Origin of the sequence: Streptomyces sp. MUM 2J (assembly GCF_022414535.1) — a bacterium.
In the GTDB taxonomy this organism is placed as follows: domain Bacteria; phylum Actinomycetota; class Actinomycetes; order Streptomycetales; family Streptomycetaceae; genus Streptomyces.
On record NZ_JADWYM010000004.1, the window covers coordinates 273297 to 299352 of the forward strand.

Here is a 26056-nt window from a genome sequence, read left to right on the forward strand (position 1 = left end):
AGTCTATGCCCGGGGACTGACACCGGACGGGCACTCGCGCGTACCTTCGTGCGTTGGAGACGGCAGAGAGGCCGTCGTACACGGATCGCACCACCTGCACCAGGAGGCACCCCGGGATGTCGCTTCCCCAGCTCAACGGCGAGCAGCGCGGCGAGGAGATCCTCGCCGTCTTCGACACCGCCTTCGGCGAGCTCCTGGCCGCCGACCCGGCCGCGTTCCGGGTGAAGTTCCGCAAGATGGCGGCCTCGGCCTTCGCGTTCTACCGGGGGACGGCGTGCCTCTTCTACCACGACGTCGAGGCGGAGTCCGCCGCGCGCGGCGAGGGCGGGACGAGCCGCGGGCCGTACCTGGACGAACGCACCTGCCGGGTGTGGATCCACGGCGACCTGCACGCGGAGAACTTCGGCACGTACATGGACTCCAACGGCCGCCTGGTCTTCAACGTCAACGACTTCGACGAGGCCTACATCGGCCCCTTCACCTGGGACCTGAAGCGCCTCGCCGCCTCGCTCGCCCTGATCGGGTACGCCAAGGCCCTCAGTGACGACCAGATCACCGAGCTGGTGCGCATCTGCGCGGGCGCGTACCGCGAGCGGATCCACGCGCTGGCCACCGGCGCGAAGAGCGACGAGGTGCCCCCCTTCACCCTGGACACCGCCCAGGGCCCCCTGCTGGACGCGCTGCGGGACGCCCGCTCGCTGACCCGGTTCGGACTGCTGGACTCGATGACCGAGATCCGGGACTTCGAACGCCGCTTCGCGCCGGGCGGCGGCGCCGTGGAGCTGGACGCGGCCACGCGCTACAAGGTGCTCGACGCCTTCGACGGCTATCTGGAGACCCTGCCGGAGGCCTCCCTGGCGCGCCCCGACTCCTACCGCGTGAAGGACGTCGTCGGCCGCCGCGGCGTCGGCATCGGATCGGCCGGGCTGCCGTCGTACAACATCCTGCTGGAGGGCAACAGCGACGCCCTGGAGAACGACGTCGTGATCTACATCAAGCAGGCCCAGACCCCGTCCGTCTCCCGCCACATCACCGACCGCGCGATCCGCGACTACTTCGTACACGAGGGCCACCGCACGGTCATCTCCCAGCGCGCCCTGCAGGCGCACGCCGACCCGTGGCTGGGCTGGACCGAGCTGGACGGCGCGGGCCAGCTGGTCGCCGAGGTCTCCCCGTACGCGGTGGACCTGGGCTGGGACGACATCGACGACCTGGAGGAGATCGCCCAGGTCGTCGCCGACCTGGGCCGGGCCGCGGCGACGATGCACGCCGCCGCGGACGACACCTCGGGCGAGTCGCTGGTGCCGTTCTCCACCGAGCGGGCCATCGACGCGGCGATAGCGGCCGACGAGGAGGGCTTCGCCCCCCTGCTGGTGGACTTCGCACACGCCTACGGCACCCGCGCGCGCACCGACCACCAGATCTTCGTGGACCTGTTCCGCAACGGACGGATCCCGGGTCTGCAGTGAGGCACCCCTTGAGTATCCGCTGCTGGGGAGCGCCGGCCGGATAGCCCGTCGGCAGCCGCGTGCCCGTCGGCCCGCACAGCCCGCCACCCTGCACGGTGGCGGGCTGTGCCATGCGGTGGCGCCCGCTGGGCGAGCACCGATCCGTACACCCACACCCGGCTTCGGAGGGCGGGGAACGCCCGCACCCGGAGGCCGTACCTCCCAGGCACCGCCGGCAGAGGCGAACAGGGGGAGAGCGAGACCGTCACAACCGGTTCCCGGCAGTTGTCGCGCCATCCCCCACGTCCGCCGCGAATCGCGCCTTCCGCCGCCTTGAGCCAGACTCCGCGGCCAATTCATCGGCCGGACGGATGCGCCGGCACGCGAACACGAAAAGGGAACACATCCCCACAAAGAAGGACAGCACCCTTTGTTCACCCCAGAAAAATACCGGCCAACCTGAATACATAGTTTCTGAATACATCATCCCCCTTTGCATCCGCCACCAAAAGGACACCCGATTCACCCGTTCCGGTAAACAAAAGAGCGGAGAGGGACGATGAACTTCAGGAAAGCCTTCGCGTCGATCGCCGCCACAACCGCACTGGCCGGCGGTATCACCATGGGCGGGGCCACGTCGGCCAGCGCCGCCTCCCACGGATGCGGCAGTGTCGGACACACCAATTCCAGCGGTGTCCACAAGGTCCTGCTGGGGCATCTGCGCAACGGCCCCTCCAGCTCACGCACACAGACCCTGTCCGTAGCGCCCGGCACGACGTTCTGCGCATGGTGCGGCGTCTACAGCAAGTACGGGAACTTCTGGCTGTACGGGCGCCTGGCCGGCGGCCAGACCAAGGGCTGGATCCACTCCAAGAACTTGACCCCGGAATCCGGGTCAGTAAAGATTTGCCGACTTCGCCGCTTTGATAGCGGCCCGCCATGAGCTTGGCGGGTCGCTGCATTAACGCCCAGCGTCCGACTCGCCCCCGCCGCCGCCTCGATCGACCCACCACGCCCGCCCAGACCTATGGGACCTGAATCACACACAGCGCCTTTATTCCCACCGACTCAAGGCGTTTTCAGTGTTTTTGGCCATGATCTGGACAGCTCAATCCTCAAAGCACCCTGCGGTAGGGACCTCCCCCTCTCCGGCGTGGCAGAATTGCGGCGATGAACACGCAGGCGATCGGCATCCGGACGGCACGGGCAGCGCTCTTCACGGCGCTGTGCATGACGCTGTCCGCGGGTGCCCACGTCCTGCTCTCCTCACTGCCGCTACCGCTGCCGGCACTGATGCTGATCAGCGGGGTCGTCTTCACTCTGGCCTTCACCCTCGCGGGTACCCGTGAGCGGGGGTACCGGTCCATAGCCGCACTGCTCATACCGCTGGAACTCACGGCGGACACCGTGTTCACCACCGGTCAACACACCTGCTACGGGCCGGCGGGCGGTCCCGTAGCCGGGCCATTGCGGTCCATGGGCCTGGACCTGATCTGCGGAGGCGGCACCCTCGGCACTCCACTGGCACGTGCCGCAGCATCCGGCGACGGCTCCGCGCTGATGGCGGCCGACACAGCCACCCCCTGGCTGCTGCTCGCCGCACACGTCACGGTGGGGCTCGCCGCGGCCGCATGGTTGTGGCGCGGCGAGGTCGCCCTGGCCCAACTGCTGCGTGCGGTGGCTGCGCTCACGTTCCGGCCTCTGCTCAACGCGTGCGCCTCAGTCGGCGTCCGCCGGGAACCCCCCTTCGCCCCGTCGCACGCGGCCGAGTACACGCCGGCTGTGCGCACCCGCCTGCTGACGCACTCCGTAGGGCGGCGCGGACCACCGTGCCGGGCCTCCTAGCCCGAGCACGGACACATCCGCCCACCCCCTTTCCACAGACCTACGGAGACACAGCAGCCATGAGCAAGCGCAACAGCCATCAGGCAAAGACCGCGGCCCGCGTGCGGCTGCGCGCCGAACGCGAGCGCCAGGCCAAGCGGGACAAGCTGAAGCGGCAGAGCATCGTCGCCGGCTCCATCGTCGCCGTCCTGGCGATAGCCGGCGGCGTCGGCTACCTCGTGATGCAGGGCACCAAGCCCACCCACTGGGAAGCCGCGAAGGACGCGCCGCTGGTGGCGCCCAAGAACACGACCGGCAAGAACCACACGACCGTCACCCTGGGCAAGGACTCCGCCAAGAAGACGATCATTTCCTTCGAGGACCCGCGCTGCCCCATCTGCGCCACGTTCGAGCAGACGGTCGGCCCGACGGTCGACAAGGATCTGAAGGACGGCAAGTACAAGCTCCAGTACGTGGGTGCCACCTTCCTCGACACCAACCTCCGGGGTGAGGGATCGAGGAACGCCGTCAGCGCACTCGGTGCCGCTCTCGACGTCTCCAAGGACGCCTTCCTCCACTACAAGGCGGCCATGTACTCGGCCAAGTGGCATCCGGAGGAGACCGACGACAAGTTCAAGGACGACGCGTACCTCATCGAGATCGCGAACACCGTCCCCGAGCTGAAGAACAACACGGCCTTCCAGAAGGACGTCAAGGACGGGACCTTCGACCGCTGGGCAATCGAGATGTCGAAGAACTTCGACACCAACACGTACGACGTCAAGGGCACCCCGTCCTTCGTCATGGACGGCAAGAAGATCACCGGTTCGGACGGCGAGAACGCACCGATGACGGTCGACGAGTGGAACACCGCCGTCGGCAAGGCCCTCTCCTCCTGAGCTGGCCTTCGGTTGAAGAGTGGGCGAACTTTCAATAGTTCGCCCACTCTCGTTCATACCGATCAGTAACCTGATCGGTCGTGACCAGTCGACACAGAGCCTCACAAGGCATCAACTCGCATGCTCCGCGCCGCCGTACGGTCGTCAAGGCCGCGGCGGCCACTGCCGTTCTCGCCGCCCCGCTCGCCACGGCGCTGCCCGCACGGGCCGCGGAAGGCGGGCCGGCGTTCCTGCACGGCGTCGCCTCCGGCGACCCGCTGCCCGACGGCATCCTGCTGTGGACCCGGGTGACACCGACGCCGGAGGCCACCCCCGGCTCGGGTACCGGCCCGGACACCGGCGTCGAGTGGACCGTCGCCCGGGACCGGGCCATGACGCACGTCGTCGCCCGGGGCTCCGTCACCGCGACCGCAGCCTCCGACCACACCGTCAAGGCGGACGTGCGCGGCCTCGCGCCGGCCACCGACTACTGGTTCCGCTTCTCGGCCGGCGGGACCGACTCCCCGGTGGCGCGCACCCGCACCGCGCCGGCGGCGGATGCCTCGGTGTCCAACCTCCGCTTCGGCGTGGTCTCCTGCTCCAACTGGGAGGCCGGCTACTTCGCGCCGTACCGCCATCTCGCCGCCCGCGGCGACCTGGACGCCTGGCTGCACCTCGGCGACTACATCTACGAGTACGCGTCGGGCGACTACGCGGCCGGCAAGACCGTCGTACGCCCGCACGCCCCCACCCACGAGATCCTCACCCTCGCCGACTACCGGATCCGGCACGGCAGGTACAAGACCGACACCGACCTGCAGACGCTGCACGCCACGGCGCCGGTCGTGGCGATCTGGGACGACCACGAGTTCGCCGACAACGCCTGGTCGGGCGGCGCGGTCAACCACACCGAAGGCGCCGAGGGCACCTGGGCGGCGCGTCAGGCCGCCGCCAAGCAGGCCTACTTCGAGTGGATGCCGGTGCGTCCGGCGACCGCGGGCACCACCTACCGCCGGCTGCGCTTCGGCAGGCTCGCCGACCTCTCGCTGCTGGACCTGCGCTCCTTCCGCTCCCAGCAGGCCTCCACCGGCAGCGGTTCGGTCGACGACCCGGACCGGACGATCACCGGGCGGGCCCAGCTCGACTGGCTGAAGGCCGGGCTGGCGACGTCGGACACCACCTGGCGGCTGGTCGGCAACTCCGTCATGATCTCCCCGTTCGCGATCGGCTCGCTCTCCGCCGACCTGTTCAGGCCGCTCGCCGAGCTGCTCGGGCTGCCCAAGGAGGGCATCGCGCTCAACACCGACCAGTGGGACGGCTACACCGACGACCGCCGCGAGCTGCTGGCGCATCTGCGTACCCACGCCATCCGCAACACCGTCTTCCTCACCGGCGACATTCACATGTCCTGGGCGAACGACGTGCCGGTGGACGCCGGGACGTACCCGCTGTCGCCCTCGGCGGCCACGGAGTTCGTGATCACCTCGGTGACCTCCGACAACCTCAACGACAACGTCAACGCCCACGAGGGCACCATCTCGGCACTCGTCTCGCCGCTGATACGGGCCGCCAACCGGCACGTCCACTGGGTCGACACCGACCGCCACGGCTACGGCGTCCTCGACATCACGGCCGACCGGGCGCAGATGGACTACTACGTCGTCTCCGACCGTACGGACCCCCGCGCCACCTCGTCCTGGGAGCGCTCGTACCGCACCCGCAGCGGCACGCAGAAGATGGAGCGGACCTGGCGTCGGGTGTGACGCCTGTGAACGGAAGTTCCTTTTCGGCCAATGAGCGCGCCCTACGGCTCTGTTAACCGAAAATCACGCACTCGACGGCGGGTGGTGCGGGCCGCATCCCGAATGCGGACACACCACCCGCCCGCGTCACCGCACCCGTTACGGCGAGATCTCACGCTCCGTACGGCCGGACCGTCGCACTCCCCGATCACCCCTGTTTGGCGGGAATTCGAATGGGCCAGATCGCCCCTCTTCCCGGCTGGGCATGTACACGTAATTTTTTGGCTCCGGCGGCCAGGAAGACCCCTGCGCCGCTCTCCCCACCGCCTCCACCAGGAGCCAGCATGCGTGCGCTTGCCCTGATATCCCCCCTGATGCGCAGACGCCTCCTCGGCACCGCCGTCGTGGCCGGAACTCTGATGCTCACTCCGCTGTCGGCGCCCATGGGCGCCGCCGCGGCCGGCGGCCCCGACACCACCTGCGGGAACGGCGCCCCCACCGCCGCCCGCGAGATGCGCCCCACCCCCGGCGGGCACATCACCGAGCCCAACGAGATCAGCGACGCCCGCGCCCAGGCGATGGACGCGGACCTGCACGAGAGGGTGGACAGCCTGCGCGCCGGCGGCCGGAGCATCGCCGCGCTGGCGGCCTCGACCAGCATCCCGGTCTACTTCCACGTCATCCACGACGGCTCGACGGGCCGGCTCGGCTCCTCCGACGTCAACGCCCAGATGAACGTGCTGAACGCCGCCTACGCCGGCCAGGGCAGCGGCAACAACGACTCCGGCTTCCAGTTCACTCTGGCCGGGACCGACTACACGGACAACGCGTCCTGGTACAACGTCGGTTACGGCTCGCAGGAGGAGAAGGCGATGAAGACCGCCCTGCGCAGGGGCGGCGCCAACGCGCTCAACGTCTACACCGCCAACCTCGGCGACGGCCTCCTCGGCTGGGCCACCTTCCCCAGCTCCTACAAGTCCAGCCCCTCCATGGACGGCGTCGTCATCCTGGACGCCTCGCTGCCCGGCGGCTCGGCCACCCACTACGACGAGGGTGACACCGCGACCCACGAGGTCGGCCACTGGATGGGCCTCTACCACACCTTCCAGGGCGGCTGTCACGGCAAGGGCGACTACGTCGACGACACCCCGGCCGAGAAGAGCGCCGCGTACCAGTGCCCCGAGGACCGCGACACCTGCACCCGCGACTCCGGCGCCGACCCGGTCCACAACTTCATGGACTACACGTACGACTCCTGCATGTACCAGTTCACCGCTGGTCAGGTGACGCGCATGCAGCAGAGCTGGGCGGCCTACCGGGCGGCCGGCTGACGCTACCCGAGCGATCCGAGGAAGCCGAGCGCCACCCGCCAGGTGGCCTCGGCGGCCTCCGCGTCGTAGTCGGGCAGGTCGGGGTCGGTGTAGAGGTGGCCGGCCCCGGCATAGCGGTACACCTCCACGTCGGCGCCCGCGCGGCCCATCTGCAGGTACCAGGCGCTCAGCCAGTCGTCCGTCTCGAACGGGTCCGGCTCGGCCACGTGCAGCTGCACCGGCAGCTCGTCCGCCCGCGCGTCCGGCGCGAGGTCCGAGGTGCCGTGAAACAGCAGCAGCCCGCGTGCCCGCTCGTCGCCGAGGGCGAGGGTCTGCGCGATCGAGGCACCGAGCGAGAACCCGGCGTACACCAGACCCCGCTCCGAGCAGGGCGCGGCGGCCAGCACGGCGCGCTTGAGCAGCTCGTCCTTGCCGACCTCCTCCCTGTACGCCGAGCCCTCCTCGACCGTGCCGAACGTCCGCCCCTCGAAGAGGTCCGGCGTCCACACCTCGTGCCCGGCCTCCCGCAGCCGGTCGGCGGCAGCGCGCACCGCGGGGCGCAGGCCGTAGGTCGAGTGAAAGAGCATGATGTTCATGAGCCCATGGTGCCAGCCGGGACCGGCGGCGCCCGCAGCACCGCCCGAGGGGGGCCGGTGTTCACGCCCTGCCGGATGCGGTTACGTTCTCAGGCATGGAGAACGTACTCCGCCCGTTGATCGTGATAGGCGGCTCGGTCTTCCTCACCCTGGCCATCGGCTGGGCCACCGACCGGCTGCTGCAGAATGCCGACCGCCGGCACAGCGAGACCCCGCTGTGGGGACTGCTGCGCCGCGGACGCCTCCCCTACCAGCTGGTGCTGTGCGCGGCCGTGCTCAGAGGCTCCTACGACCTGGCACGGCTGCTCCCCGAGCACCGGGCGGGTGTGGGGCGGACCCTGACACTGGTGCTGATCGGGGCGACGGCCTGGCTGGTGATCCGGATCGCCTCCGCCGTCGTCGAAACGTCGTACAGCCGGTACGCCAGTGCCCACCGGGACCGCGACCCGGCCCGGGTCCGGCGGGTGCGCACCCAGGTGACGCTGATCATGCGGGTGGTGTCGGCGACCGTCGCCGTCCTCGCGATCGCCTCGATGCTGCTGACCTTCCCCGAGATGCGGGCGGCCGGCGCCTCGCTGCTGGCCTCGGCCGGCATCGTCGGCATCGTCGCCGGCGTGGCCGCCCAGTCCACCCTGGGCAACCTGTTCGCCGGGCTGCAGATCGCCTTCGGGGACATGGTGCGCATCGGGGACACGGTGGTGGTGGACGGCGAGTGGGGCACCGTCGAGGAGATCACGCTGACCTTCCTGACCGTGCGGACCTGGGACGAACGCCGGTTCACCATGCCGGTGTCGTACTTCACGTCCAAGCCGTTCGAGAACTGGTCGCGCGGCAGCCCGCAGATGACCGGCACGGTCTTCTGGCACCTCGACCACTCGGCTCCGATCGAGGAGATGCGCGACAGGCTCCGCGACATCCTGCGTGAGTGCCCGGCCTGGGACGGCCGCAACCACGGGGTCGCGGTCACCGACTCCACGCCGAACACCCTTGAGGTGCGGGCCCTGGTGACCGCGAAGGACGCCGACGACATCTGGACGGTGCGGGTCACCGTGCGCGAGCAGATGATCCGCTGGCTGTCCGAGAAGCACCCGTACGCGCTGCCCCGGGTCAACACCGCGGACGCGGTGCTGCCGCCCGGCGCGCCCACCGGGCCGCCGACCGTCCACAAGCCCCGGGACGGCGTGGTGCGCCGCCCCCACGAGGCGCCGCGCACCGGCCGGGGGTAGCGCCCGGCCCCGTCAGTGGCCACGCTCGGCACCGCCGTTGACCTGGATGATCTGGGAGGTGATGTGCCCGGCGGCCGGGGAGGCCAGCCAGTGCAGCGTGGCGGCCACGTCCCCGGGCGTGCCCGCGCGGCCGGTGGAGGTCTCGGCGATGCGCTGCGCACGCCGCTCCTCGGTCATGCCCCCGCCGAAGAAATCGGTGTCCTCGATGTACCCGGGCGCGACCACGTTGACGGTGACGCCGCGCGGTCCCAGCTGCCGGGCCAGATCGTGGGTGTACGGGTGCAGCGCGGCCTTGGCCGCGGCGTACGCCCCGCTGCCCGACCCCCGGTAGGCGGCGATGGAGCCGATGAACAGCACGCGCCCGCCGGGCTCGGCGAGCCGGTCCTTCAGGGCCTCGGTGAGCAGCACCGCGGTGAGGGTGTTGAGGCGGAAGTTGAGGGTCCAGTCGTAGGCGACCGTGTCCAGCGGATCGTCGCTGCCGCTCGGCGGCTCCAGATAGCCGGCTCCCCCGGCACTGTGGATCAGGACGTCCACCGCACCGAACTCCTCGGCGACGAGCCGGGCCACTCCGCGCACGTCGGCCGGGTCGCTGAGGTCCGCGGCGTGGGTGAGGGCCCCGGGCACCCCGGCCTTCTCCAGCACCTCGGCTCTGCGGCCGAGCAGCAGTACCCGGTCCCCGTCCGCGGCGAAGACCTGCGCCGCCGCGAACCCGATTCCCGTACCACCACCACTGATCACCACGTTGCGAGCCATGATCCGATCCTACGAGCGTCCGGCGCCGCCCGGGCCGGATCAGCGCAGACTGCGCACGTCCAGATGGCGCAGAACCCGGTCCACCACCTCCGGGTCCGTCCCCGGCTCGCTGCGCGCCGCGAGCACCTCGTGGCGGGCGGCGCTGAGCATCTCGCCCTGGATCCGCCGTACCCGTTTGAGTCGACGCACCCGCTGCTGCTGGGCCTCCCGCCGCTCCTCCTCCCCGAGGTCGGGACTGATCCGCACCCCGATGTCGAAGGCTCTGCGCAGCATCTGCTCGGACAGTTCCTCCGGCAGTTCCTCGACCTGCTCGATCTCCCGCAGCCGTCGCTTGGCCGCCTTCGCCGCCCGGACGGCCAGCTGCTTCTCGAACGCCTCCTCCCGCGCGCTGTCGGACCGCACCCCGAGCAGGCGGACCAGCGTCGGCAGGGTCAGTCCCTGCACGACCAGCGTCGCCATGATCACACCGAAGGCGATGAACACGATCTCGTCGCGGTCGGGGAACGGCGCACCACCGTCCACACCGAGCGGGACGGCCAGGGCCAGCGCCACCGAGGCCACCCCCCGCATCCCGGACCACCACATGATCACGGTCTCCCGCCAGCTCGTCGGGATCTCCTCGTCGTAGTCCCGGCGGGCGTGCAGCCGCTTGGTCAGCCAGGTCGCCGGCAGCAGCCACAGCAGCCGTACGGCGATCACGACGCCGACGACCGTGCCGGCCCAGCCGAGCATGTCGGCCCACCGCCCCTGCGCGGTGCGGATCGCGTTGTGCAGTTCCAGCCCGATCAGCCCGAAGGCGACCCCGGTGACGAGGGTGTCGACGACGTCCCAGAACGTGTGCCCGGCGAACCGCGCCATGACGTCGTCGGCGTCGGTGGCGTATTCGGCCAGGAACAGCGCGGTCACCAGCACCGCGAGCACTCCGGAGCCGTGCAGCTCCTCACTGAGCAGGTAGGAGGCGTACGGCACGAGCAGGGTCAGGCCGATCTGCAGGGTGGGTTCGCCGAGCATGCCGAGCAGTCTGTTCGCACCCCAGCCGAGCGCGAGGCCGACGCCCAGCGCGACCACCGCGGAGAGCACCAGGTCCAGACCCGCTCCCCAGGGCGAGAAGGTGCCGCTGACGACGGCGGCGACCGCCACGTTGTACAGGACGATCGCCGTGACGTCGTTGAAGAGGCCCTCTCCCTCCAGGATGGAGACCAGCCGTCGCGGGAGCCCGAGCTGCCCGGCGACCGCGGTCGCCGCGACCGGGTCGGGCGGCGCGACCAGCGCGCCGAGCACGACGGCGGCGCCGATGCTGAGCCCGGGCACGATCGTGTGGGCGACCGCGGCCACGCAGGCGGTGGTGACCAGCACCAGCGCGACCGCCAGCAGGAGGATCGGCCGGACGTTGGCCGCGAACTGCCGCCAGGAGGTGCGCCGCACCGCGGCGTAGAGCAGCGGGGGCAGCAGCAGCGGCAGGATCAGCTCGGGCGGGACGGCGACCTCCGGCACGAACTCCAGCACGGCGAGCACGATGCCGAGCAGCGTCATCAGCACCGGCGCGGGCAGCCGCAGCCGGTCCCCGACCGGCACGCTCACCACGGCCCCGAGCAGCAGCACGAACAGCAGGGCCAGCTGGTCCACGGTCAGCGCTCCGGAGGGGTCGACGGTCCGACGGCAGACGTCCAGCCTGCCACGGCACCCCTCCCACCAGCGCTTTCGACGCCGCCTGCTACAGCGTGCGACGCATCGCCCGGTGTGCGATGCCCGCCTCCCGGTACTCCGGACCGTAGGCGACGTAGCCGAGGCGCTGGTAGAAGCCGAGGGCGTGGGTCTGCGCGTGCAGGTCCACCGCTGCCAGGCCGAGGGCACGCGCCGCGTCCTCGACGGCCCGCACCAGGGCTGCGCCGACCCCCAGGCCGCGCGCCTCACGGGCCACGGCGAGCCGGCCGAGGGAGCCGACGGACGCGTCGCCGGTGCCCTGGGCGAGGGCCGCCGCGCCGTGCAGCAGCCGGCCGGTGCCGAGCGGCACCCCGTCCTCCCGGACGGCCAGCACGTGGACCGCACCGGGGTCGTGCGCGTCGTACTCGATCTCCTCCGGCACGCCCTGCTCGCCGACGAAGACCTCCTTGCGCAGGGCGAAGCAGGCCTCGCGGTCGGCGGGGTCCTCGGCGACACGCACCGCGTAGGGGGCCGTGCTCATCCGTAGGTCTCCTCGCGGACCTGGTCCAGGGCCTGCTGGAGGTCGTCGGGATAGTCGCTGGCGAACTCCACCCACCGGCCGTCCCCCGGGTGCTCGAACCCCAGGCGCACGGCGTGCAGCCACTGGCGGTTCAGCCGCAGCCGCTTGGCGAGGGTCGGGTCGGCGCCATAGGTGAGGTCACCGACGCAGGGGTGACGGTGGGCGGCCATGTGGACGCGGATCTGGTGGGTGCGGCCGGTCTCCAGCTTCACGTCGAGCAGGGAGGCGGCCCGGAAGGCCTCGATGAGGTCGTAGTGGGTGACGGACGGCTTGCCGTCCGCGGTGACCGCCCACTTGTAGTCGTGGTTCGGGTGGCGGCCGATGGGGGCGTCGATGGTGCCGCTGGTGGGATCGGGATGGCCCTGGACGAGCGTGTGGTAGCGCTTGTCGACCGTGCGCTCCTTGAACTGGCGCTTCAGCGACGTGTACGCGTACTCCGACTTGGCGACCACCATCAGACCGGAGGTGCCGACGTCGAGGCGGTGGACGATGCCCTGCCGCTCGGCGGCGCCGGAGGTGGAGATCCGGTAGCCGGCGGCGGCCAGCCCGCCGATGACCGTGGGTCCGCTCCAGCCGGGGCTGGGGTGGGCGGCGACGCCGACCGGCTTGACGATCACGACGATGTCGTCGTCGTCATGCACGATCTCCATGCCCTCGACCGGCTCGGCGACGACCTGCACCGGCGCGGGCGCCTGGGGCATCTCGACCTCCATCCAGGCTCCGCCGCGCACGCGCTCGGACTTGCCGACCAGCGTGCCGTCGACCAGCACCTTGCCCGCCGCGGCCAGCTCTGCGGCCTTGGTGCGGGAGAAGCCGAACATGCGGGAGATGGCGGCGTCGACGCGCTCGCCCTCCAGGCCGTCGGGCACGGGCAGGGTACGGATCTCGGGAATCGTGCTCACCCGTCGAGTATGCCGGACGGGTGAGACGGTCCCGACCGCGCGCCCGTCCGGCCCGACCGGTTCAGTCCTTGTGGACGGTCCCGTCGGGGTCCAGGCCGCGGAAGGACAGCAGGACGATCAGGATGCCACCGCACACGATCGCCGAGTCGGCGAGGTTGAACACGGCGAAGTGCTTGGGCGCGATGAAGTCGACGACCTCGCCCTTGAAGATCCCCGGGGAGCGGAAGATCCGGTCCGTGAGATTCCCGAGCGCCCCGCCCAGCAGCAGGCCCAGCGCGATCGCCCAGGGCAGGCTGTAGAGCTTGCGCGCCAGGCGGACGATCACGACGATCACGGCCGCCGCGATCACCGTGAAGATGATCGTGAAGGCCTGTCCGAAGCCGAAGGCGGCGCCCGGGTTGCGGATCGCGTTGAGCTCCAGCCAGTCGCCGACGATCTCGATCGGCGCGTGGTGCTCCAGCCGGGCGACCACGAGCATCTTGCTGACCAGATCGAGCGCGAAGGCGAAGGCGGCCACCGCGAACAGCACGGCGACCCGCCGCCTGCCCCGGGGCCGCTCGGCCGCCACGTCCCGGCCATCCGCTCCGGCCGCCGTGTCGCCGCTGTCACCAGGGGTGTCCGGCGTACCGATGATGCGCTCCGCCTCTGCCACGTGAGTCCCTCAACCTAGGTGCCTGACTGAGGACGAGGGTACGGCACACCCTGAGGGACCCACGTGCTCAGGACGGGTGGGGCGGCGGATCAGTACCGTCGTTCCTGCTTCTGCTTGCACTCCACGCACAGGGTCGCCCGCGGGAAGGCCTGCATACGGGCCTTGCCGATGGGGTTGCCGCAGTTCTCGCACAGGCCGTAGGTGCCGGCGTCCAGCCGCTCCAGGGCGCGCTCGGTCTGGATGAGCATCTCGCGCGCGTTGGCGGCGAGCGCCAGCTCGTGCTCACGGGTGATGTTCTTGGTGCCGGTGTCCGCCTGGTCGTCGCCCGCGCCGTCGCCGGAGTCCCGCATCAGGCCCACGAGGGACGCCTCGGACGAGGCGATCTCCTCCCGCAGCCGGGTAGCCTCGGCCAGCAGTTCGGCCCGCGCCTCCTCGACCTCGTCCGGGGTCCAGGGGTCCTCACCGGGGCGGACCGCCAGTTCGCCGGGCTCCGCCGCGGCGAGGCGCGCCTTGGGGACGGCGGTCTTCGCCGTCGCGGCCGTGCCAGGGGTCTTCTTCGCAACCACTGTCGTGGCTCCCGTCTGCTCCGCGGCCTGCGCCGCGCCCACCTTCTTGACCGTGCCTTCGGTGCCGGTGTCCTTCGCGGCGCCGCTCTTCTCCGCCGATGCCTTCCCACCCCGCCGTTTCCCGACGCCGCCGGACTCGGGGGCGGTCTCTTCCGGGGCGGGTTTCCTCGCGGGGGCCTTCCTCGCGGAAGTCCTCTTCGAGGCGGCCCCGACGGCCGCGGGCCGGCCGGCGCCGCCTTCCGCGGCCGGCGCCGCCCCGGCCGGCGCCTTCTCTCCGGGACCCGCGGCCTTGCTCGCGGGCTTCTTCGCCGCCGTCCTCCTCGCCGTGGCCTTCTTCCCGGCGGTCTTCTTCCCGGTCGCCTTGCCCGGCACCGCCTTCTTCCCGGCCGTCGCCCCTGCCTCCGCCCCCTCGGGTGCCGTCTCCCCGGAGGCCCGGGGGTCGTCCCCGGCCGTGGTCCGGGCGGCGCCGTCGGCCGGGCCCGCCGTCCGCGCCCGGGTGCTCTTCTTCGCGTCCGTGTCCTTGGCCGCACCGCGGCCGGAGGCACCTGCGGACCTGCCGGACGCCGACTGCTGTGCGGCGGTCTTCTTCGCCACCATGGCCGCGGCCCCTTCACATATTGTGATCTTGCACGCGAAATCGTGCTGGGACGATAAATCGACGTGAGCCCCACGGCAACGGGGCACACCGCCCGATTCGCCCGCCTCGCGCACGATGTGCGCCGAGCCTGCATGCGTTGTGCCCAGCTCCCCGCCAGGTATTCCGCAAAGTCGGGCATCCTTGGATCGGGGCACCCGTACCTGACCATTCGGGTCATCACGCACACCGTCCCGGTACGACTCCGGCTGCGCGGAAAACCGGTCGGCCGCCGTCCCCGCGGCGCCGTACACTGGGCGGAGCGAAAAGCGTGGATGGGGACGAGTAGCGGCGTACGCAGCCCAGAGCGACCCGGGGACGGTGCGAGCCCGGGAGCGAGCGCGACGTGAAGATCACCCCGGAGCCGCCGGAGGAAAGCCGCCGCCCAGCAGCGCATGCAGCGGGCGCGGCCGGTAGAACCGGCATCGCGACCCCAATGAGGGGGCTCACCGGCGTGTGCGGCACACCGGGGGGCCAAGGAGGGTGGTACCGCGGGAGCGCGCCGACAGCGGCGCAGGCCGACAGCAGGCTCTCGTCCCTCCGACGGAAGGCAGAACATCCGCCGGAGGAAGATCGCTGATGACAACAGCGCCGACGTACCGCCAGGTGCCCGCCCAGGTCGACCTGCCCGCGCTCGAGCACGCGGTGCTCGACTTCTGGCGCGAGCAGAAGATCTTCGCCAAGAGCCTGGAGCAGTCCGAGGGCCGCCCCGAGTGGGTCTTCTACGAGGGCCCGCCCACCGCCAACGGCATGCCCGGCGCCCACCACATCGAGGCCCGCGTCTTCAAGGACGTCTTCCCCCGTTTCCGCACCATGCGCGGCCACCACGTGGCCCGCAAGGCCGGCTGGGACTGCCACGGCCTGCCGGTGGAGCTGGCGGTGGAGAAGGAACTCGGCTTCAGCGGCAAGCAGGACATCGAGGCGTACGGCATCGCCGAGTTCAACGCCAAGTGCCGCGAGTCGGTGACCCGGCACACCGACGCCTTCGCCGAGCTGACGACCCGCATGGGCTACTGGGTCGACCTCGACGACGCCTACCGGACCATGGACCCCGAGTACGTGGAGTCGGTCTGGTGGTCGCTGAAGGAGATCTTCGGCAAGGGCCTGCTGGTCCAGGACCACCGCGTCGCCCCCTGGTGCCCGCGCTGCGGCACCGGCCTGTCCGACCACGAGCTGGCCCAGGGCTACGAGACGGTCGTCGACCCGTCCGTGTACGTCCGTTTCCCGCTCACCTCCGGTCCGCTCGCCGGCCGGGCCGCCCTCCTGGTGTGGACGACCACCCCCTGGACCCTGGTGTCCAACACCGCCGTCGCCGCGCACCCCGAGGTCACCTACGTCGTCGCGACCGACGGCCGGGAGAAGCTCGTGGTGGCCGAGCCGCTCGTCGCCAAGGCCCTCGGCGAGGGCTGGGAGACCACCGGTGAGACCTTCACCGGCGCCGAGATGGAGCGCTGGACCTACCAACGTCCGTTCGAGTTGGTGGAGTTCCCCGCTCCCGCGCACTTCGTCGTGAACGCCGAGTACGTCACCACCGAGGACGGCACGGGCCTGGTCCACCAGTCCCCCGCCTTCGGCGAGGACGACCTCAAGGTCTGCCGCGCCTACGACCTGCCGGTGGTGAACCCGGTCCGTCCGGACGGAACCTTCGCCGAGGACGTGCCCCTGGTCGGCGGCGTCTTCTTCAAGAAGGCCGACGAGAAGCTGACCGAGGACCTCGGCGAGCGGGGCCTGCTCTTCAAGCACCTGCCGTACGAGCACAGCTACCCTCACTGCTGGCGCTGCCACACCGCGCTCCTGTACTACGCGCAGCCGTCCTGGTACATCCGCACCACGGTGGTCAAGGACCGTCTCCTGGCGGAGAACGAGAAGACCAACTGGTTCCCGGAGAACGTCAAGCACGGCCGGTTCGGTGACTGGCTGCAGAACAACATCGACTGGGCGCTGTCCCGCAACCGCTACTGGGGCACCCCGCTGCCGATCTGGCGCTGCGAGGACGACCACCTCACCTGCGTCGGCTCCCGAGCCGAGCTGACCGAGCTGTCCGGCACCGACCAGTCCGAGCTGGACCCGCACCGCCCGTACATCGACGACGTCACCTTCGCCTGTCCGCAGGAAGGCTGCGGGCGGACCGCCACGCGCGTTCCGGAGGTCATCGACGCCTGGTACGACTCGGGCTCGATGCCGTTCGCGCAGTGGGGCTACCCGTACAAGAACAAGGAACTGTTCGAGAGCAGGTACCCGGCCCAGTTCATCTCCGAGGCCATCGACCAGACCCGCGGCTGGTTCTACACGCTGATGGCGGTCGGCACCCTCGTCTTCGACAGGTCGTCGTACGAGAACGTCGTGTGCCTCGGCCACATCCTCGCCGAGGACGGCCGGAAGATGTCCAAGCACCTGGGCAACATCCTCCAGCCGATCCCGCTGATGGACCAGCACGGCGCGGACGCGGTCCGCTGGTTCATGGCGGCCGGCGGTTCCCCGTGGGCGGCGCGCCGCGTGGGCCACGGCACCATCCAGGAGGTCGTCCGCAAGACGCTCCTGACCTACTGGAACACCGTCGCCTTCCAGGCCCTGTACGCGCGCACGTCCCAGTGGGCACCCTCGACCGCGGACCCCGCCCCGGCCGACCGTCCGCTGCTGGACCGCTGGCTGCTGAGCGAACTGCACGCCCTGACGGACCAGGTGACCCGCTCCCTGGAGAGCTACGACACCCAGCGGGCCGGCAAGCTCCTGTCCGCGTTCGTCGACGACCTGTCGAACTGGTACGTCCGCCGCTCGCGGCGCCGGTTCTGGCAGGGCGACAGGGCGGCGCTGCGCACGCTCCACGAAGTGCTGGAGACCGTCACCCGGCTGATGGCGCCGATCACCCCGTTCATCACCGAGCGGGTGTGGCAGGACCTGGTCGTCCCGGTGACCCCGGGCGCGCCCGAGTCGGTCCACCTGGCCTCGTGGCCGGAGGCGGACCTCACGGCCATCGACCCCGCGCTGTCGGAGCAGATGGTCCTGGTACGCCGTCTGGTGGAGCTGGGCCGGGCCACCCGGGCGGAGTCGGGCGTCAAGACGCGGCAGCCGCTGCAGCGGGCGCTGATCGCGGCGACGGGCTTCGCTTCCCTCTCCCCCGAGTTGCACGCGCAGATCACCGAGGAGCTGAACGTCGAGTCGCTCGCGTCGCTCAGCGAGGTCGGCGGCAGCCTGGTCGACACCACCGCGAAGGCGAACTTCCGGGCACTGGGCAAGCGGTTCGGCAAGCGGGTCCAGGACGTGGCGAAGGCCATCGCGGGCGCGGACGCCGCCGCGCTGTCGCTCGCGCTGCGCGACGGCACGGCGTCGGTCGAGGTCGGCGGCGAGACGGTCGAACTGGCCCCGGACGAGGTGATCATCACGGAGACGCCGCGCGAGGGCTGGTCCGTCGCCTCCGACTCCGGCGCCACGGTCGCCCTGGATCTGGAGATCACCGAGGAGCTGCGGCTCGCGGGCCTCGCCCGTGACGCGATCCGCCTGATCCAGGAGGCCCGCAAGAACAGCGGCCTCGATGTCGCCGACCGGATCGCGCTGCGCTGGACGGCCACCGAGCCGGCCACGATCGCGGCTCTGAGCGAGCACGCGCAGCTGATCGCCGAGGAGGTCCTGGCGACCGACTTCGCCCAGGGCGAGGCGGACGACGCCTACGGCGTCCCCTTCACGGACGAGAGCCTCGCGCTGACGTTCCGCCTGCACAAGGCCTGACCGGCAGCCGGTCGTACGCACAGGGCCCGGTCCTCACGGACCGGGCCCTGTGTACCGGGGGAGGAGTGACGAACCCGCCGGAGCGGTCCGGCACACGTACGGGTGACCCCGGCGCCCTCCCGGTGACACGGCAGGCGATGTCCGCGCCCCGCCGCCACGGCCGGCCCGCCCCTGGCCGCACGTCCGACAGTCCGAGCACCCCGTCGAGGTGCACGGCCGGCGCAGAGCGGGACGGCGCGCCGGTCTGCCTCACCCACAGCTCCTGATCGAGCCGGGAAGCTGCGCAACCCGCGTAAAAGGGCGGGACCCCGGATGGTGAATCCGGGGTCCCGCCCTGAACGCTGCCGACGCCCTGGGCGTACTAATCGCCGTGACCGGTGCTCAGTTGTCGTCCTCGTCGATGAGGAAGCCGCGCATCGGCGACGGGGCCTGGCCCATCGGGGACGGGCCCTGCGGCCGGACCGGCGCCATCGGCTGGGTCATCGCGGGCGACATCTGCTGCTGACCGCCGTAGGACGGGGCAGAAGGCGCCGGAGAACCACCCATGTTCTGGTTGCCGCCGTAGGACGGGTTGCTCGCACCGGCCGGAGCCATGGAGGGCGCCGGGGACGGCGGGAGAGAAGCCGCGGCGGGGGCCCGCGGCGGAGCCAGGGAGTCGTCGGCCTGGGTCTCCAGCTGGCGCAGCTGCGACTCAAGGTAGGACTTCAGACGGGTCCGGTACTCGCGCTCGAAGCCGCGCAGGTCCTCGACCTTGCGCTCCAGCGTGGCGCGCGCGGACTCCAGGGAGCCCATGGCGACGCGGTGCTTCTCCTGCGCGTCCCGCTCCAGCGCGTCGGCCTTGGCGCGGGCGTCCCGCTCCAGGCCCTCGGCACGCGAACGCGCCTCACCGACGATCTTGTTGGCCTCGGAACGGGCCTCGGCGATCGCCTGGTCGGCGGTCTGCTGGGCCAGCGAGAGGACACGGGCGGCGCTGTCGCCACCGGGGCCCTGGCCGGGCTGCTGACCGGGGCCGCCCATCGGACCGCCCATGGGGCCGCCCATCGGGCCGCCCATCTGCTGCTGCATGGGGGGCTGCCCCATGGGGCCGGGACCCTGGCCGGGGCCGCCCATCGGACCGGGACCCTGCGGGCCCTGTCCGCCGGGGCCGGCAGGCAGCTGCGGTGCACCGCTCGGCAGCTGGGGCGGGCCGCCCATGGGGCCGCCCATCTGCTGCTGCGGCGGGCCCGATATGCCGGCCGGCACCGGGGCGCCGGGGCCTCGCATGCCCTGCTGTTGCTGATCCTGAGGCTCGGGAGGTTTGCGCATGTTCTGCTGATTCTGAGCAGCGGCGCGGGTGGCCGCGGCCAGCTTGGCGCGCAGGTCCTCGTTCTCGCGGAGCAGGCGGGTCAGTTCGGCTTCGACCTCGTCGAGGAAGGCATCGACCTCGTCCTCGTCATAGCCTTCTCGGAGGCGGACGGTCGTGAACTGCTTGTTCCGCACGTCCTCGGGGGTCAACGGCATCTCTTCACCTCAACGTAGTCATCGGCAGTCGGCAAGACCGTATCGTCCAGGCTCATCACACAAACCTCTGCACGATGGAGAGGAGAACATAGACGATGATCATCAGTACGAAGAAGGACAGGTCGAGCGCCACGCCCCCGAGACGCAGCGGCGGAATGAACCGCCGCAGAAGCTTCAACGGTGGATCGGTGACAGTGTAGGTGGCCTCAAGGACGACCACCATCGCCTTGCCGGGTTGCCACGAGCGGGCGAACTGGAAGACGTAGTCCATGACCAACCGGAAGATCAACACGATGAGGAAAACCATCAGCGCGATGTAGATCACCTGCGCGAACACGCTCATGGCCTGTACTTCCCTCTCCCCTGTTTCATGCGTTTTCCGGTCGTACGTCTCAGCTCTGGTTGAAGAACCCGCCTTCTGCGATGCGGGCCTTGTCCTCCGCCGTGACATCGACGTTAGCAGGCGACAACAGGAACACCTTCTGCGTCACCCGCTCGATGCTGCCGTGAAGACCAAACACCAAACCAGCCGCAAAGTCGACAAGTCGCTTCGCGTCTGTGTCGTCCATCTCAGTCAGATTCATGATCACCGGGGTGCCCTCGCGGAAGTGTTCCCCGATGGTACGGGCCTCGTTGTACGTCCGCGGGTGGAGCGTGGTGATCCGGTACGGCTCTCGTTCCGACACGACCTTGGGCATGATCACCGGTGCGTTCTTCTCCAGGGACTGACGTTCTTGTGTGATGGACGCCACGGGCGCGATGCGCGCCGGACGCCCGGATTCCGCGGGCAGCGAAGCAGACCGGGCCGTCGGCTCCCGCGGGGCCGGCGACTGCACGACTCGCACCTCTTCGCCCCTTTGGGACTGATGTGCGCCGTGTGACGGGTGGGACGCCTCGTGGCGACGGTGGTCCCGCTCGGGCTCCGGGTCCAACTCGGGCTCGAAGTCGTCGTCAGGGTCGAATCCGCGGCCGTCGTACCCATCGTCCTCCACGAGGCCGAGGTAGACCGCCATCTTGCGCATCGCGCCGGCCATGCTCTGAGTCCTCCGCTCTGTGGTGGATCGGCTGACGACTGCCAAGTGCCCGCGATCCACGTGGTCCTTGCGCCCGCCTTCGGCGGTAATGACCATATTTTCTGCTGTGGTCCGACTTCCTGGCGACGTTACCCGAGCCTGGGGCGGACTCCGAGTACCGCAGTGCCGACGCGCACATGTGTCGCCCCGGCCGCCACGGCCTCCTCGAGGTCCGCACTCATCCCTGCGGAGACCATGTTCGCAGCCGGATGGACGTGGCGCAGGTCAGTCGACAAATCCATCAACCGCTCGAACGCCGCCCGTTGACGCCCCGCGAACTCCCCGGTCAGCGGAGCGACGGCCATCAGTCCGTCGAGCCTCAACCCGTCCGAGTCGGCGACGAGGGCGGCCAACTCCCCGATGCCCGCGGGCGCCACCCCACCGCGTCCGCCGGGTGGGACCCCCGCGCCTCCCGGCTCCCGCCCGTCCTCCCCGGCGTCGAGCGCGACCTGGAGGAGGCAGCCGATCTCGCGCCCGGCCCGCACGGCCTCCCTGGACAGGGCGGTCACCAGCCGGGGCCGGTCCACGGACTGCACGACATCGGCGTAACCGACCACGGATCGCACCTTGTTGGTCTGCAGCTGACCCACGAAATGCCAGGTGAGAGGCAGATCCGCGCATGCGGCGGCCTTGGGGGCCGCATCCTGGTCGCGGTTCTCGGCCACATGACGCACACCGAGCTCCGACAGCATCCGCACATCGGTCGCCGGGTACGTCTTGGTGACCACGATCAGGGTCACCTCGTCGCGCTCCCGCCCCGCGGCCGCGCATGCCGCGGCGATGCGCCGCTCCACCTTCGCCAGGTTCGCGGCGAGTTCGTCCTTACGGTCCGTCATGCCCCATCAGTCCAGCCAGACGTAGCCCGCGAGCCGACCGGTGGTGCGGTCGCGGCGGTACGAGAAGTGATCAGCCGACTCCAGCGTGCACACGGGCGACTGCGCCCGGTCGTGCACCCCCATCCGCTCCAGCTGCGCGTGCACCGCGGCGGTCACGTCGACCGCCGCGGTGCCCCAGCTCGTCTCGGAGTGCGCCGCCGGTTCGACGGCGGCCACCTCGGCGCGCATCCGTTCGGGCACCTCGTAGCACCGGCCGCAGACGGCGGGCCCGGTGCGGGCGAGGATCCGGGACGGTTCGGCGCCGAGTTCCGTCATCGCGCGCACGGCGGCGGGTACCACCCCGGCGACCATGCCGGGCCTGCCCGCGTGGGCCGCGGCGGCGACGCCGGCGACCGGGTCGGCGAGCAGGAGTGGTGTGCAGTCGGCGGTGAGTACGGCGAGGGCGAGCCCCCGCCGGGCGGTGACCACGGCGTCCACCGCAGGGACGTCCCCGCCGCCCCACGGGCCGTCGACGACCGCCACCTCGTTGCCGTGCACCTGGTTCATCCAGACCACCCGGGCCGGGTCCAGGCCCAGTGCCCTCGCCGCCCGTTCCCGGTTGGTCCGTACGGCGCCGGGGTCGTCACCGACCGCGCCACCGAGATTGAGCTCCTCGTACGGAACGGCGCTCACCCCGCCCCACCGGTCGGTGAAGGCGAAGTGCGCGCCGTTCGCGATCTCGCGCTGTCCTATCACGTCAGAAGGATCACTTGAGGAAGTCCGGTACGTCCAGTTCCTCGGCCGCGCTGTCCGCGTACCGCGACGGCGGGATCGGCGGGGCGACCGGGATCTCCGCCGCGGGCTCCGGCACGGGCGCGGGCTCCGGCTCCTCCTTCGGCGTCACGCTGCCGAGCGAGCCGAAGGACGGACGGCTCTCCGCCGGCCGCACCGGCGCGGGCTCCTCGTGTCGGGGCGCGGAGGGGGAAGGGGCGGAAGAGGAGGAGGCCGAGCCGAGGACGTTGTCCCGGCGGGCCGGGGGCTGCCCCCCGTCGAAGCCGGCCGCGATCACGGTAACCCGGACCTCGTCGCCGAGGGCGTCGTCGATCACCGCACCGAAGATGATGTTCGCCTCGGGATGGGCGGCCTCGCTGACCAGCTGGGCGGCCTCGTTGATCTCGAAGAGCCCGAGGTCACTGCCGCCGGAGATGGAGAGCAGCACGCCGCGGGCGCCGTCGATGGAGGCCTCAAGGAGCGGCGAGGAGATCGCCATCTCGGCGGCGGCCACCGCGCGGTCGTCGCCGCGGGCCGAGCCGATGCCCATCAGAGCCGAGCCGGCCTCGGACATGACCGACTTGACGTCGGCGAAGTCGAGGTTGATCAGGCCGGGCGTGGTGATCAGGTCGGTGATGCCCTGGACACCGGAGAGCAGGACCTGGTCGGCCGACTTGAAGGCGTCCAGGACGGAGACCTGGCGGTCCGAGATGGACAGCAGCCGGTCGTTGGGGATGACGATGAGGGTGTCGACCTCTTCGCGGAGTTCGGCGATGCCGTCCTCGGCCTGGTTGGCGCGCCGCCGTCCCTCGAAGGTGAACGGGCGGGTGACCACGCCGATGGTGAGGGCGCCCAGGGAGCGGGCGATGTTGGCGACGACGGGTGCGCCGCCGGTGCCGGTGCCGCCGCCTTCACCGGCCGTCACGAAGACCATGTCGGCCCCCTTGAGGACCTCCTCGATCTCCTCGCGGTGGTCCTCGGCGGCCTTGCGGCCGACGGCCGGGTTGGCCCCGGCACCGAGTCCGCGGGTGAGTTCACGGCCGACGTCGAGCTTGACGTCGGCGTCGCTCATCAACAGCGCCTGCGCGTCGGTGTTGATGGCGATGAACTCGACGCCCTTGAGACCGACCTCGATCATCCGGTTGATGGCATTGACACCACCGCCGCCGACACCGATGACTTTGATGACTGCGAGGTAGTTCTGCGGTGCTGCCACGTCGAAGGCCTCTCGCCTCGAGTTACGTGTCGCCGTCTCGCGTTGCGCCGCGCTCCGACGACTGATGCCGAATGGGACGGTCCGAATCGCCGACCCGAACCCTAACGCTGAAGTTTAGGGTTACCAGTGTGTCTGTTCGCTGGAGTCTTCTGAACAGGACACTAAGTCGACAAGTGGCGCACGTTCAACGAACACGCCGAACCTCCCGTTTTTCTTTTCACCCTATGTGATCAGCCGTAGCGCTGCCCAACCAGGGTGCTGGCCTGCGCAGATGTGCGTCAACTCACCGATGACGCGGGGGCGGTGGGGGCACTCACGTCGAAGCGCCGCGCACCGGGTGCCGCTTTCATCAGCGCGGCGAGGGTCCGGGCCTTGGCGTGCCCTTTCTCGGCACTGCCCCAGGCGACCGTCCTGCCCCCGGTCAACTCCAGTGAGATGTCGTCGAAGGAGCGCAGCTTGACGACCCGGGTCTCGCGGGCCACGGCGGCCGGAAGCGAACCGGCGACCTGGACCGCCTCCCGCAGCAGCCGGTCCGTTCCGAAACGGCGCAGGCCGGCCGCGCCCGAACCCGAGCGGGAGACCGACATGTCGAGCAGCGGCACACCTTTCGGGGCGTCAGAAACCGTGGCGAACCGGACGCCTTCGTCATCCACTTCCACGTACTTTCCGCCCTTTGGGACCAGAAGAACCGGTGTGCGCTCGACCACTTTCAGCCTGATCGCACGAGGCCAGGAACGGACCACGTCAACCGTGTCGATCCGGGGCAGCTCCCGCCGCAGACGTGCCCGGATCCCCTCGGTGTCGACGGACACCAGTGGCGCCCCGACCGGGACGCGGGCCGCCTCGCGCACCTGCGCGGGCGTGAGGACGCGGGTGCCGGAGACCGGGACGTGTTCCACGCGCAGCCACTGCGAGCCGTACAACACCCAGACACCGCCCGCTCCGAGGAGGACGAGGGCCACTGCGAGGATGATGATCGTACGAAGCCGCCGCGGTCCCAGCCTCCGGATCCTCCGGACGAGGGGCGGACCGGACGTCTCCTGCTGGCGCCGACCGCGCTCGGCGGTGGTGGGTCCGGCCACGCTCCTGCCCTTTCGTCATACGCGCCTAGCGACGCGCGGCGGCGATCGCCTCGTACACCATGCCGACGAGCAGGTCGTCGGCGTCCCGGCGGCCGAACTCGGCGGCGGAACGGGACATCTGGTAGAGCCGGTGGGGGTCGGCGAGCACGGGAAGGACGTTCTGCTGCACCCACTCCGGCGTCAGGTCCGCGTCGTCGACGAGGAGTCCGCCGCCCGCCTTCACCACCGGCTGGGCGTTCAGCCGCTGTTCGCCGTTGCCGATGGGCAGCGGGACGTAGGCGGCCGGAAGCCCGACGGCGGAGAGTTCGGCGACGGTCATCGCACCCGCGCGGCAGAGCATCATGTCCGCCGCGGCGTACGCGAGGTCCATCCGGTCCAGGTAACTTACCGGGATGTAGGGGGGCATTCCCGGCATCTGCTGGACCTGCGGCAGTTCGTTCTTCGGGCCGACCGCGTGCAGGATCTGGATACCGGCCTGCTGGAGCCAGGGCGCGACCTGCTGGACGACCTCGTTGAGGCGGCGGGCGCCCTGCGAGCCTCCGGAGACCAGCAGCGTGGGCAGGTTGGGGTCGAGCCCGAACATCGCGCGGGCCCCGGGGCGCGCGGCGGCCCGGTCCAGGGTGGCGATGGAGTGGCGCAGCGGGATCCCGATGTAGCGCGCGCCCCGCAGTTTGCTGTCGGGGGTGGCGACGGCGACCTGGGCGGCGTACCGGGAGCCGATCTTGTTGGCGAGACCGGGCCGGGCGTTCGCCTCGTGGATGACGATCGGCACGCCCAGGCGCTTGGCGGCGAGGTAGCCGGGCAGGGCCACGTAGCCGCCGAAGCCGACGACCGCGTCGGCCTTGGTCCGCTCCAGGATCTGCTCGGCTGCCTTGATGGTGCCGCGCAGCCGGCCCGGGACGGTGATCAGCTCGGGCGTGGGCTTGCGCGGGAGCGGGACGGCCGGGATCAGCGCCAGCTCGTAGCCCCGCTGCGGGACCAGCTGGGTCTCCAGGCCGCGCTCCGTGCCCAGAGCCGTGATCCCCACGGTCGGGTCCTGCCTGCGCAGGGCGTCCGCGAGGGCGAGCGCGGGCTCGATGTGGCCCGCGGTACCCCCGCCGGCGAGTACGACATGCACC

22 protein-coding genes and 1 pseudogene are annotated in these 26056 nt (G+C 70.8%); 8 read left to right on the forward strand and 15 right to left on the reverse strand.

All coding sequences use genetic code 11. The features are described from left to right. Positions 1-116: 116 nt before the first annotated feature. From I3F54_RS06245 to I3F54_RS06270, 6 genes are all read left to right on the forward strand, one after another. Positions 117-1469 carry a DUF2252 domain-containing protein gene (locus I3F54_RS06245; RefSeq protein ID WP_240117592.1) on the forward strand — a complete coding sequence of 451 codons (1353 nt, stop codon included), beginning with the start codon at positions 117-119 and terminating at the stop codon, positions 1467-1469. A gap of 538 nt (positions 1470-2007) precedes the next feature. Then, on the forward strand, positions 2008-2391 hold the full coding sequence (locus I3F54_RS06250; protein WP_240117593.1) for a hypothetical protein: 384 nt from the start codon (positions 2008-2010) through the stop codon (positions 2389-2391). 227 nt (positions 2392-2618) lie between these two features. Further along, positions 2619-3293 (forward strand): hypothetical protein, encoded by a 675-nt coding sequence (locus I3F54_RS06255; protein ID WP_240117594.1) that lies wholly within the window; start codon positions 2619-2621, stop codon positions 3291-3293. 59 nt (positions 3294-3352) lie between these two features. Continuing rightward, positions 3353-4171 carry a thioredoxin domain-containing protein gene (locus I3F54_RS06260; protein ID WP_240117595.1) on the forward strand — a complete coding sequence of 273 codons (819 nt, stop codon included), beginning with the start codon at positions 3353-3355 and terminating at the stop codon, positions 4169-4171. 80 nt (positions 4172-4251) lie between these two features. Next, positions 4252-5913 carry an alkaline phosphatase gene (locus I3F54_RS06265; protein ID WP_240117596.1) on the forward strand — a complete coding sequence of 554 codons (1662 nt, stop codon included), beginning with the start codon at positions 4252-4254 and terminating at the stop codon, positions 5911-5913. A gap of 323 nt (positions 5914-6236) precedes the next feature. After that, the gene (locus I3F54_RS06270) at positions 6237-7223 is read left to right on the forward strand and encodes a zinc metalloprotease (RefSeq protein ID WP_240117597.1); all 987 of its coding nucleotides are present in this window, start codon (positions 6237-6239) and stop codon (positions 7221-7223) included. A 2-nt stretch (positions 7224-7225) separates the two neighbouring features. Here I3F54_RS06270 and I3F54_RS06275 read toward each other — a convergent pair. Continuing rightward, positions 7226-7804, reverse strand: a pseudogene (locus tag I3F54_RS06275) (dienelactone hydrolase family protein); the annotation flags it as partial. A gap of 89 nt (positions 7805-7893) precedes the next feature. On the opposite strand from I3F54_RS06275, the gene I3F54_RS06280 reads away from it, so the two are divergent. After that, positions 7894-9024 (forward strand): mechanosensitive ion channel family protein, encoded by a 1131-nt coding sequence (locus I3F54_RS06280; RefSeq protein WP_240117599.1) that lies wholly within the window; start codon positions 7894-7896, stop codon positions 9022-9024. Positions 9025-9036: 12 nt separating this feature from the next. Here I3F54_RS06280 and I3F54_RS06285 read toward each other — a convergent pair whose 3' ends face one another. The 6 genes from I3F54_RS06285 to I3F54_RS06310 form a co-directional block, all read right to left on the reverse strand. Continuing rightward, on the reverse strand, positions 9037-9777 hold the full coding sequence (locus tag I3F54_RS06285; RefSeq protein ID WP_240117600.1) for an SDR family NAD(P)-dependent oxidoreductase: 741 nt from the start codon (positions 9775-9777) through the stop codon (positions 9037-9039). Between the two features lie 39 nt (positions 9778-9816). Then, a complete protein-coding gene (locus tag I3F54_RS06290) occupies positions 9817-11403 on the reverse strand; it encodes a Na+/H+ antiporter (RefSeq protein ID WP_240117601.1) in 1587 nt (528 codons plus the stop codon). 88 nt (positions 11404-11491) lie between these two features. Further along, on the reverse strand, positions 11492-11962 hold the full coding sequence (locus tag I3F54_RS06295; RefSeq protein WP_240117602.1) for a GNAT family N-acetyltransferase: 471 nt from the start codon (positions 11960-11962) through the stop codon (positions 11492-11494). Continuing rightward, positions 11959-12903 (reverse strand): RluA family pseudouridine synthase, encoded by a 945-nt coding sequence (locus tag I3F54_RS06300; protein ID WP_240117603.1) that lies wholly within the window; start codon positions 12901-12903, stop codon positions 11959-11961. Before I3F54_RS06300 ends, I3F54_RS06295 begins: the two co-directional genes overlap by 4 nt. Before the next feature lie 61 nt (positions 12904-12964). Next, positions 12965-13555 (reverse strand): signal peptidase II, encoded by a 591-nt coding sequence (gene lspA, locus I3F54_RS06305; RefSeq protein ID WP_240117604.1) that lies wholly within the window; start codon positions 13553-13555, stop codon positions 12965-12967. A gap of 89 nt (positions 13556-13644) precedes the next feature. Continuing rightward, positions 13645-14718 carry a TraR/DksA C4-type zinc finger protein gene (locus I3F54_RS06310; RefSeq protein ID WP_240117605.1) on the reverse strand — a complete coding sequence of 358 codons (1074 nt, stop codon included), beginning with the start codon at positions 14716-14718 and terminating at the stop codon, positions 13645-13647. A 616-nt stretch (positions 14719-15334) separates the two neighbouring features. Here I3F54_RS06310 and ileS point away from each other — a divergent pair. Continuing rightward, entirely contained in the window at positions 15335-18481 is a 3147-nt protein-coding gene (gene ileS, locus I3F54_RS06315; protein ID WP_240117606.1) for an isoleucine--tRNA ligase, read from the forward strand. A 381-nt stretch (positions 18482-18862) separates the two neighbouring features. Here ileS and I3F54_RS06320 read toward each other — a convergent pair whose 3' ends face one another. The 8 genes from I3F54_RS06320 to murG form a co-directional block, all read right to left on the reverse strand. Beyond that, positions 18863-19981, reverse strand: coding sequence for a DivIVA domain-containing protein (locus I3F54_RS06320; RefSeq protein WP_240117607.1), 1119 nt, complete (start codon positions 19979-19981; stop codon positions 18863-18865). Positions 19982-20036: 55 nt separating this feature from the next. Further along, positions 20037-20324: a YggT family protein gene (locus tag I3F54_RS06325; RefSeq protein WP_205382142.1), complete on the reverse strand. Its 288-nt coding sequence runs from the start codon at positions 20322-20324 to the stop codon at positions 20037-20039. Positions 20325-20373: 49 nt separating this feature from the next. After that, positions 20374-21015 (reverse strand): cell division protein SepF, encoded by a 642-nt coding sequence (locus tag I3F54_RS06330; RefSeq protein ID WP_240117608.1) that lies wholly within the window; start codon positions 21013-21015, stop codon positions 20374-20376. A gap of 128 nt (positions 21016-21143) precedes the next feature. Continuing rightward, on the reverse strand, positions 21144-21890 hold the full coding sequence (locus I3F54_RS06335; protein ID WP_240117609.1) for a YggS family pyridoxal phosphate-dependent enzyme: 747 nt from the start codon (positions 21888-21890) through the stop codon (positions 21144-21146). Positions 21891-21896: 6 nt separating this feature from the next. Then, positions 21897-22625 (reverse strand): peptidoglycan editing factor PgeF, encoded by a 729-nt coding sequence (pgeF, locus tag I3F54_RS06340; RefSeq protein ID WP_240117610.1) that lies wholly within the window; start codon positions 22623-22625, stop codon positions 21897-21899. A 10-nt stretch (positions 22626-22635) separates the two neighbouring features. Further along, positions 22636-23856, reverse strand: a complete 1221-nt coding sequence (gene ftsZ, locus I3F54_RS06345) for a cell division protein FtsZ (protein WP_240117611.1) — start codon at positions 23854-23856, stop codon at positions 22636-22638. A 278-nt stretch (positions 23857-24134) separates the two neighbouring features. Then, positions 24135-24938: an FtsQ-type POTRA domain-containing protein gene (locus I3F54_RS06350; RefSeq protein ID WP_240117612.1), complete on the reverse strand. Its 804-nt coding sequence runs from the start codon at positions 24936-24938 to the stop codon at positions 24135-24137. Between the two features lie 25 nt (positions 24939-24963). Next, a complete protein-coding gene (gene murG / locus I3F54_RS06355) occupies positions 24964-26055 on the reverse strand; it encodes an undecaprenyldiphospho-muramoylpentapeptide beta-N-acetylglucosaminyltransferase (protein ID WP_240117613.1) in 1092 nt (363 codons plus the stop codon). Position 26056: the final 1 nt, after the last annotated feature.

Excerpts from the sequence above, each read along its gene's own strand:
- I3F54_RS06280 (WP_240117599.1), top strand. The coding sequence starts at position 7,894 with ATGGAGAACGTACTCCGCCCGTTGATCGTGATAGGCGGCTCGGTCTTC.
- I3F54_RS06325 (WP_205382142.1), bottom strand. The coding sequence starts at position 20,324 with ATGAGCGTGTTCGCGCAGGTGATCTACATCGCGCTGATGGTTTTCCTC.
- I3F54_RS06260 (WP_240117595.1), top strand. The coding sequence starts at position 3,353 with ATGAGCAAGCGCAACAGCCATCAGGCAAAGACCGCGGCCCGCGTGCGG.
- I3F54_RS06285 (WP_240117600.1), bottom strand. The coding sequence starts at position 9,777 with ATGGCTCGCAACGTGGTGATCAGTGGTGGTGGTACGGGAATCGGGTTC.
- ileS (WP_240117606.1), top strand. The coding sequence starts at position 15,335 with ATGACAACAGCGCCGACGTACCGCCAGGTGCCCGCCCAGGTCGACCTG.
- I3F54_RS06245 (WP_240117592.1), top strand. The coding sequence starts at position 117 with ATGTCGCTTCCCCAGCTCAACGGCGAGCAGCGCGGCGAGGAGATCCTC.
- I3F54_RS06250 (WP_240117593.1), top strand. The coding sequence starts at position 2,008 with ATGAACTTCAGGAAAGCCTTCGCGTCGATCGCCGCCACAACCGCACTG.
- I3F54_RS06335 (WP_240117609.1), bottom strand. The coding sequence starts at position 21,890 with ATGACGGACCGTAAGGACGAACTCGCCGCGAACCTGGCGAAGGTGGAG.
- I3F54_RS06320 (WP_240117607.1), bottom strand. The coding sequence starts at position 19,981 with ATGCCGTTGACCCCCGAGGACGTGCGGAACAAGCAGTTCACGACCGTC.
- I3F54_RS06295 (WP_240117602.1), bottom strand. The coding sequence starts at position 11,962 with ATGAGCACGGCCCCCTACGCGGTGCGTGTCGCCGAGGACCCCGCCGAC.
- I3F54_RS06255 (WP_240117594.1), top strand. The coding sequence starts at position 2,619 with ATGAACACGCAGGCGATCGGCATCCGGACGGCACGGGCAGCGCTCTTC.
- I3F54_RS06270 (WP_240117597.1), top strand. The coding sequence starts at position 6,237 with ATGCGTGCGCTTGCCCTGATATCCCCCCTGATGCGCAGACGCCTCCTC.
- I3F54_RS06310 (WP_240117605.1), bottom strand. The coding sequence starts at position 14,718 with ATGGTGGCGAAGAAGACCGCCGCACAGCAGTCGGCGTCCGGCAGGTCC.
- I3F54_RS06330 (WP_240117608.1), bottom strand. The coding sequence starts at position 21,015 with ATGGCCGGCGCGATGCGCAAGATGGCGGTCTACCTCGGCCTCGTGGAG.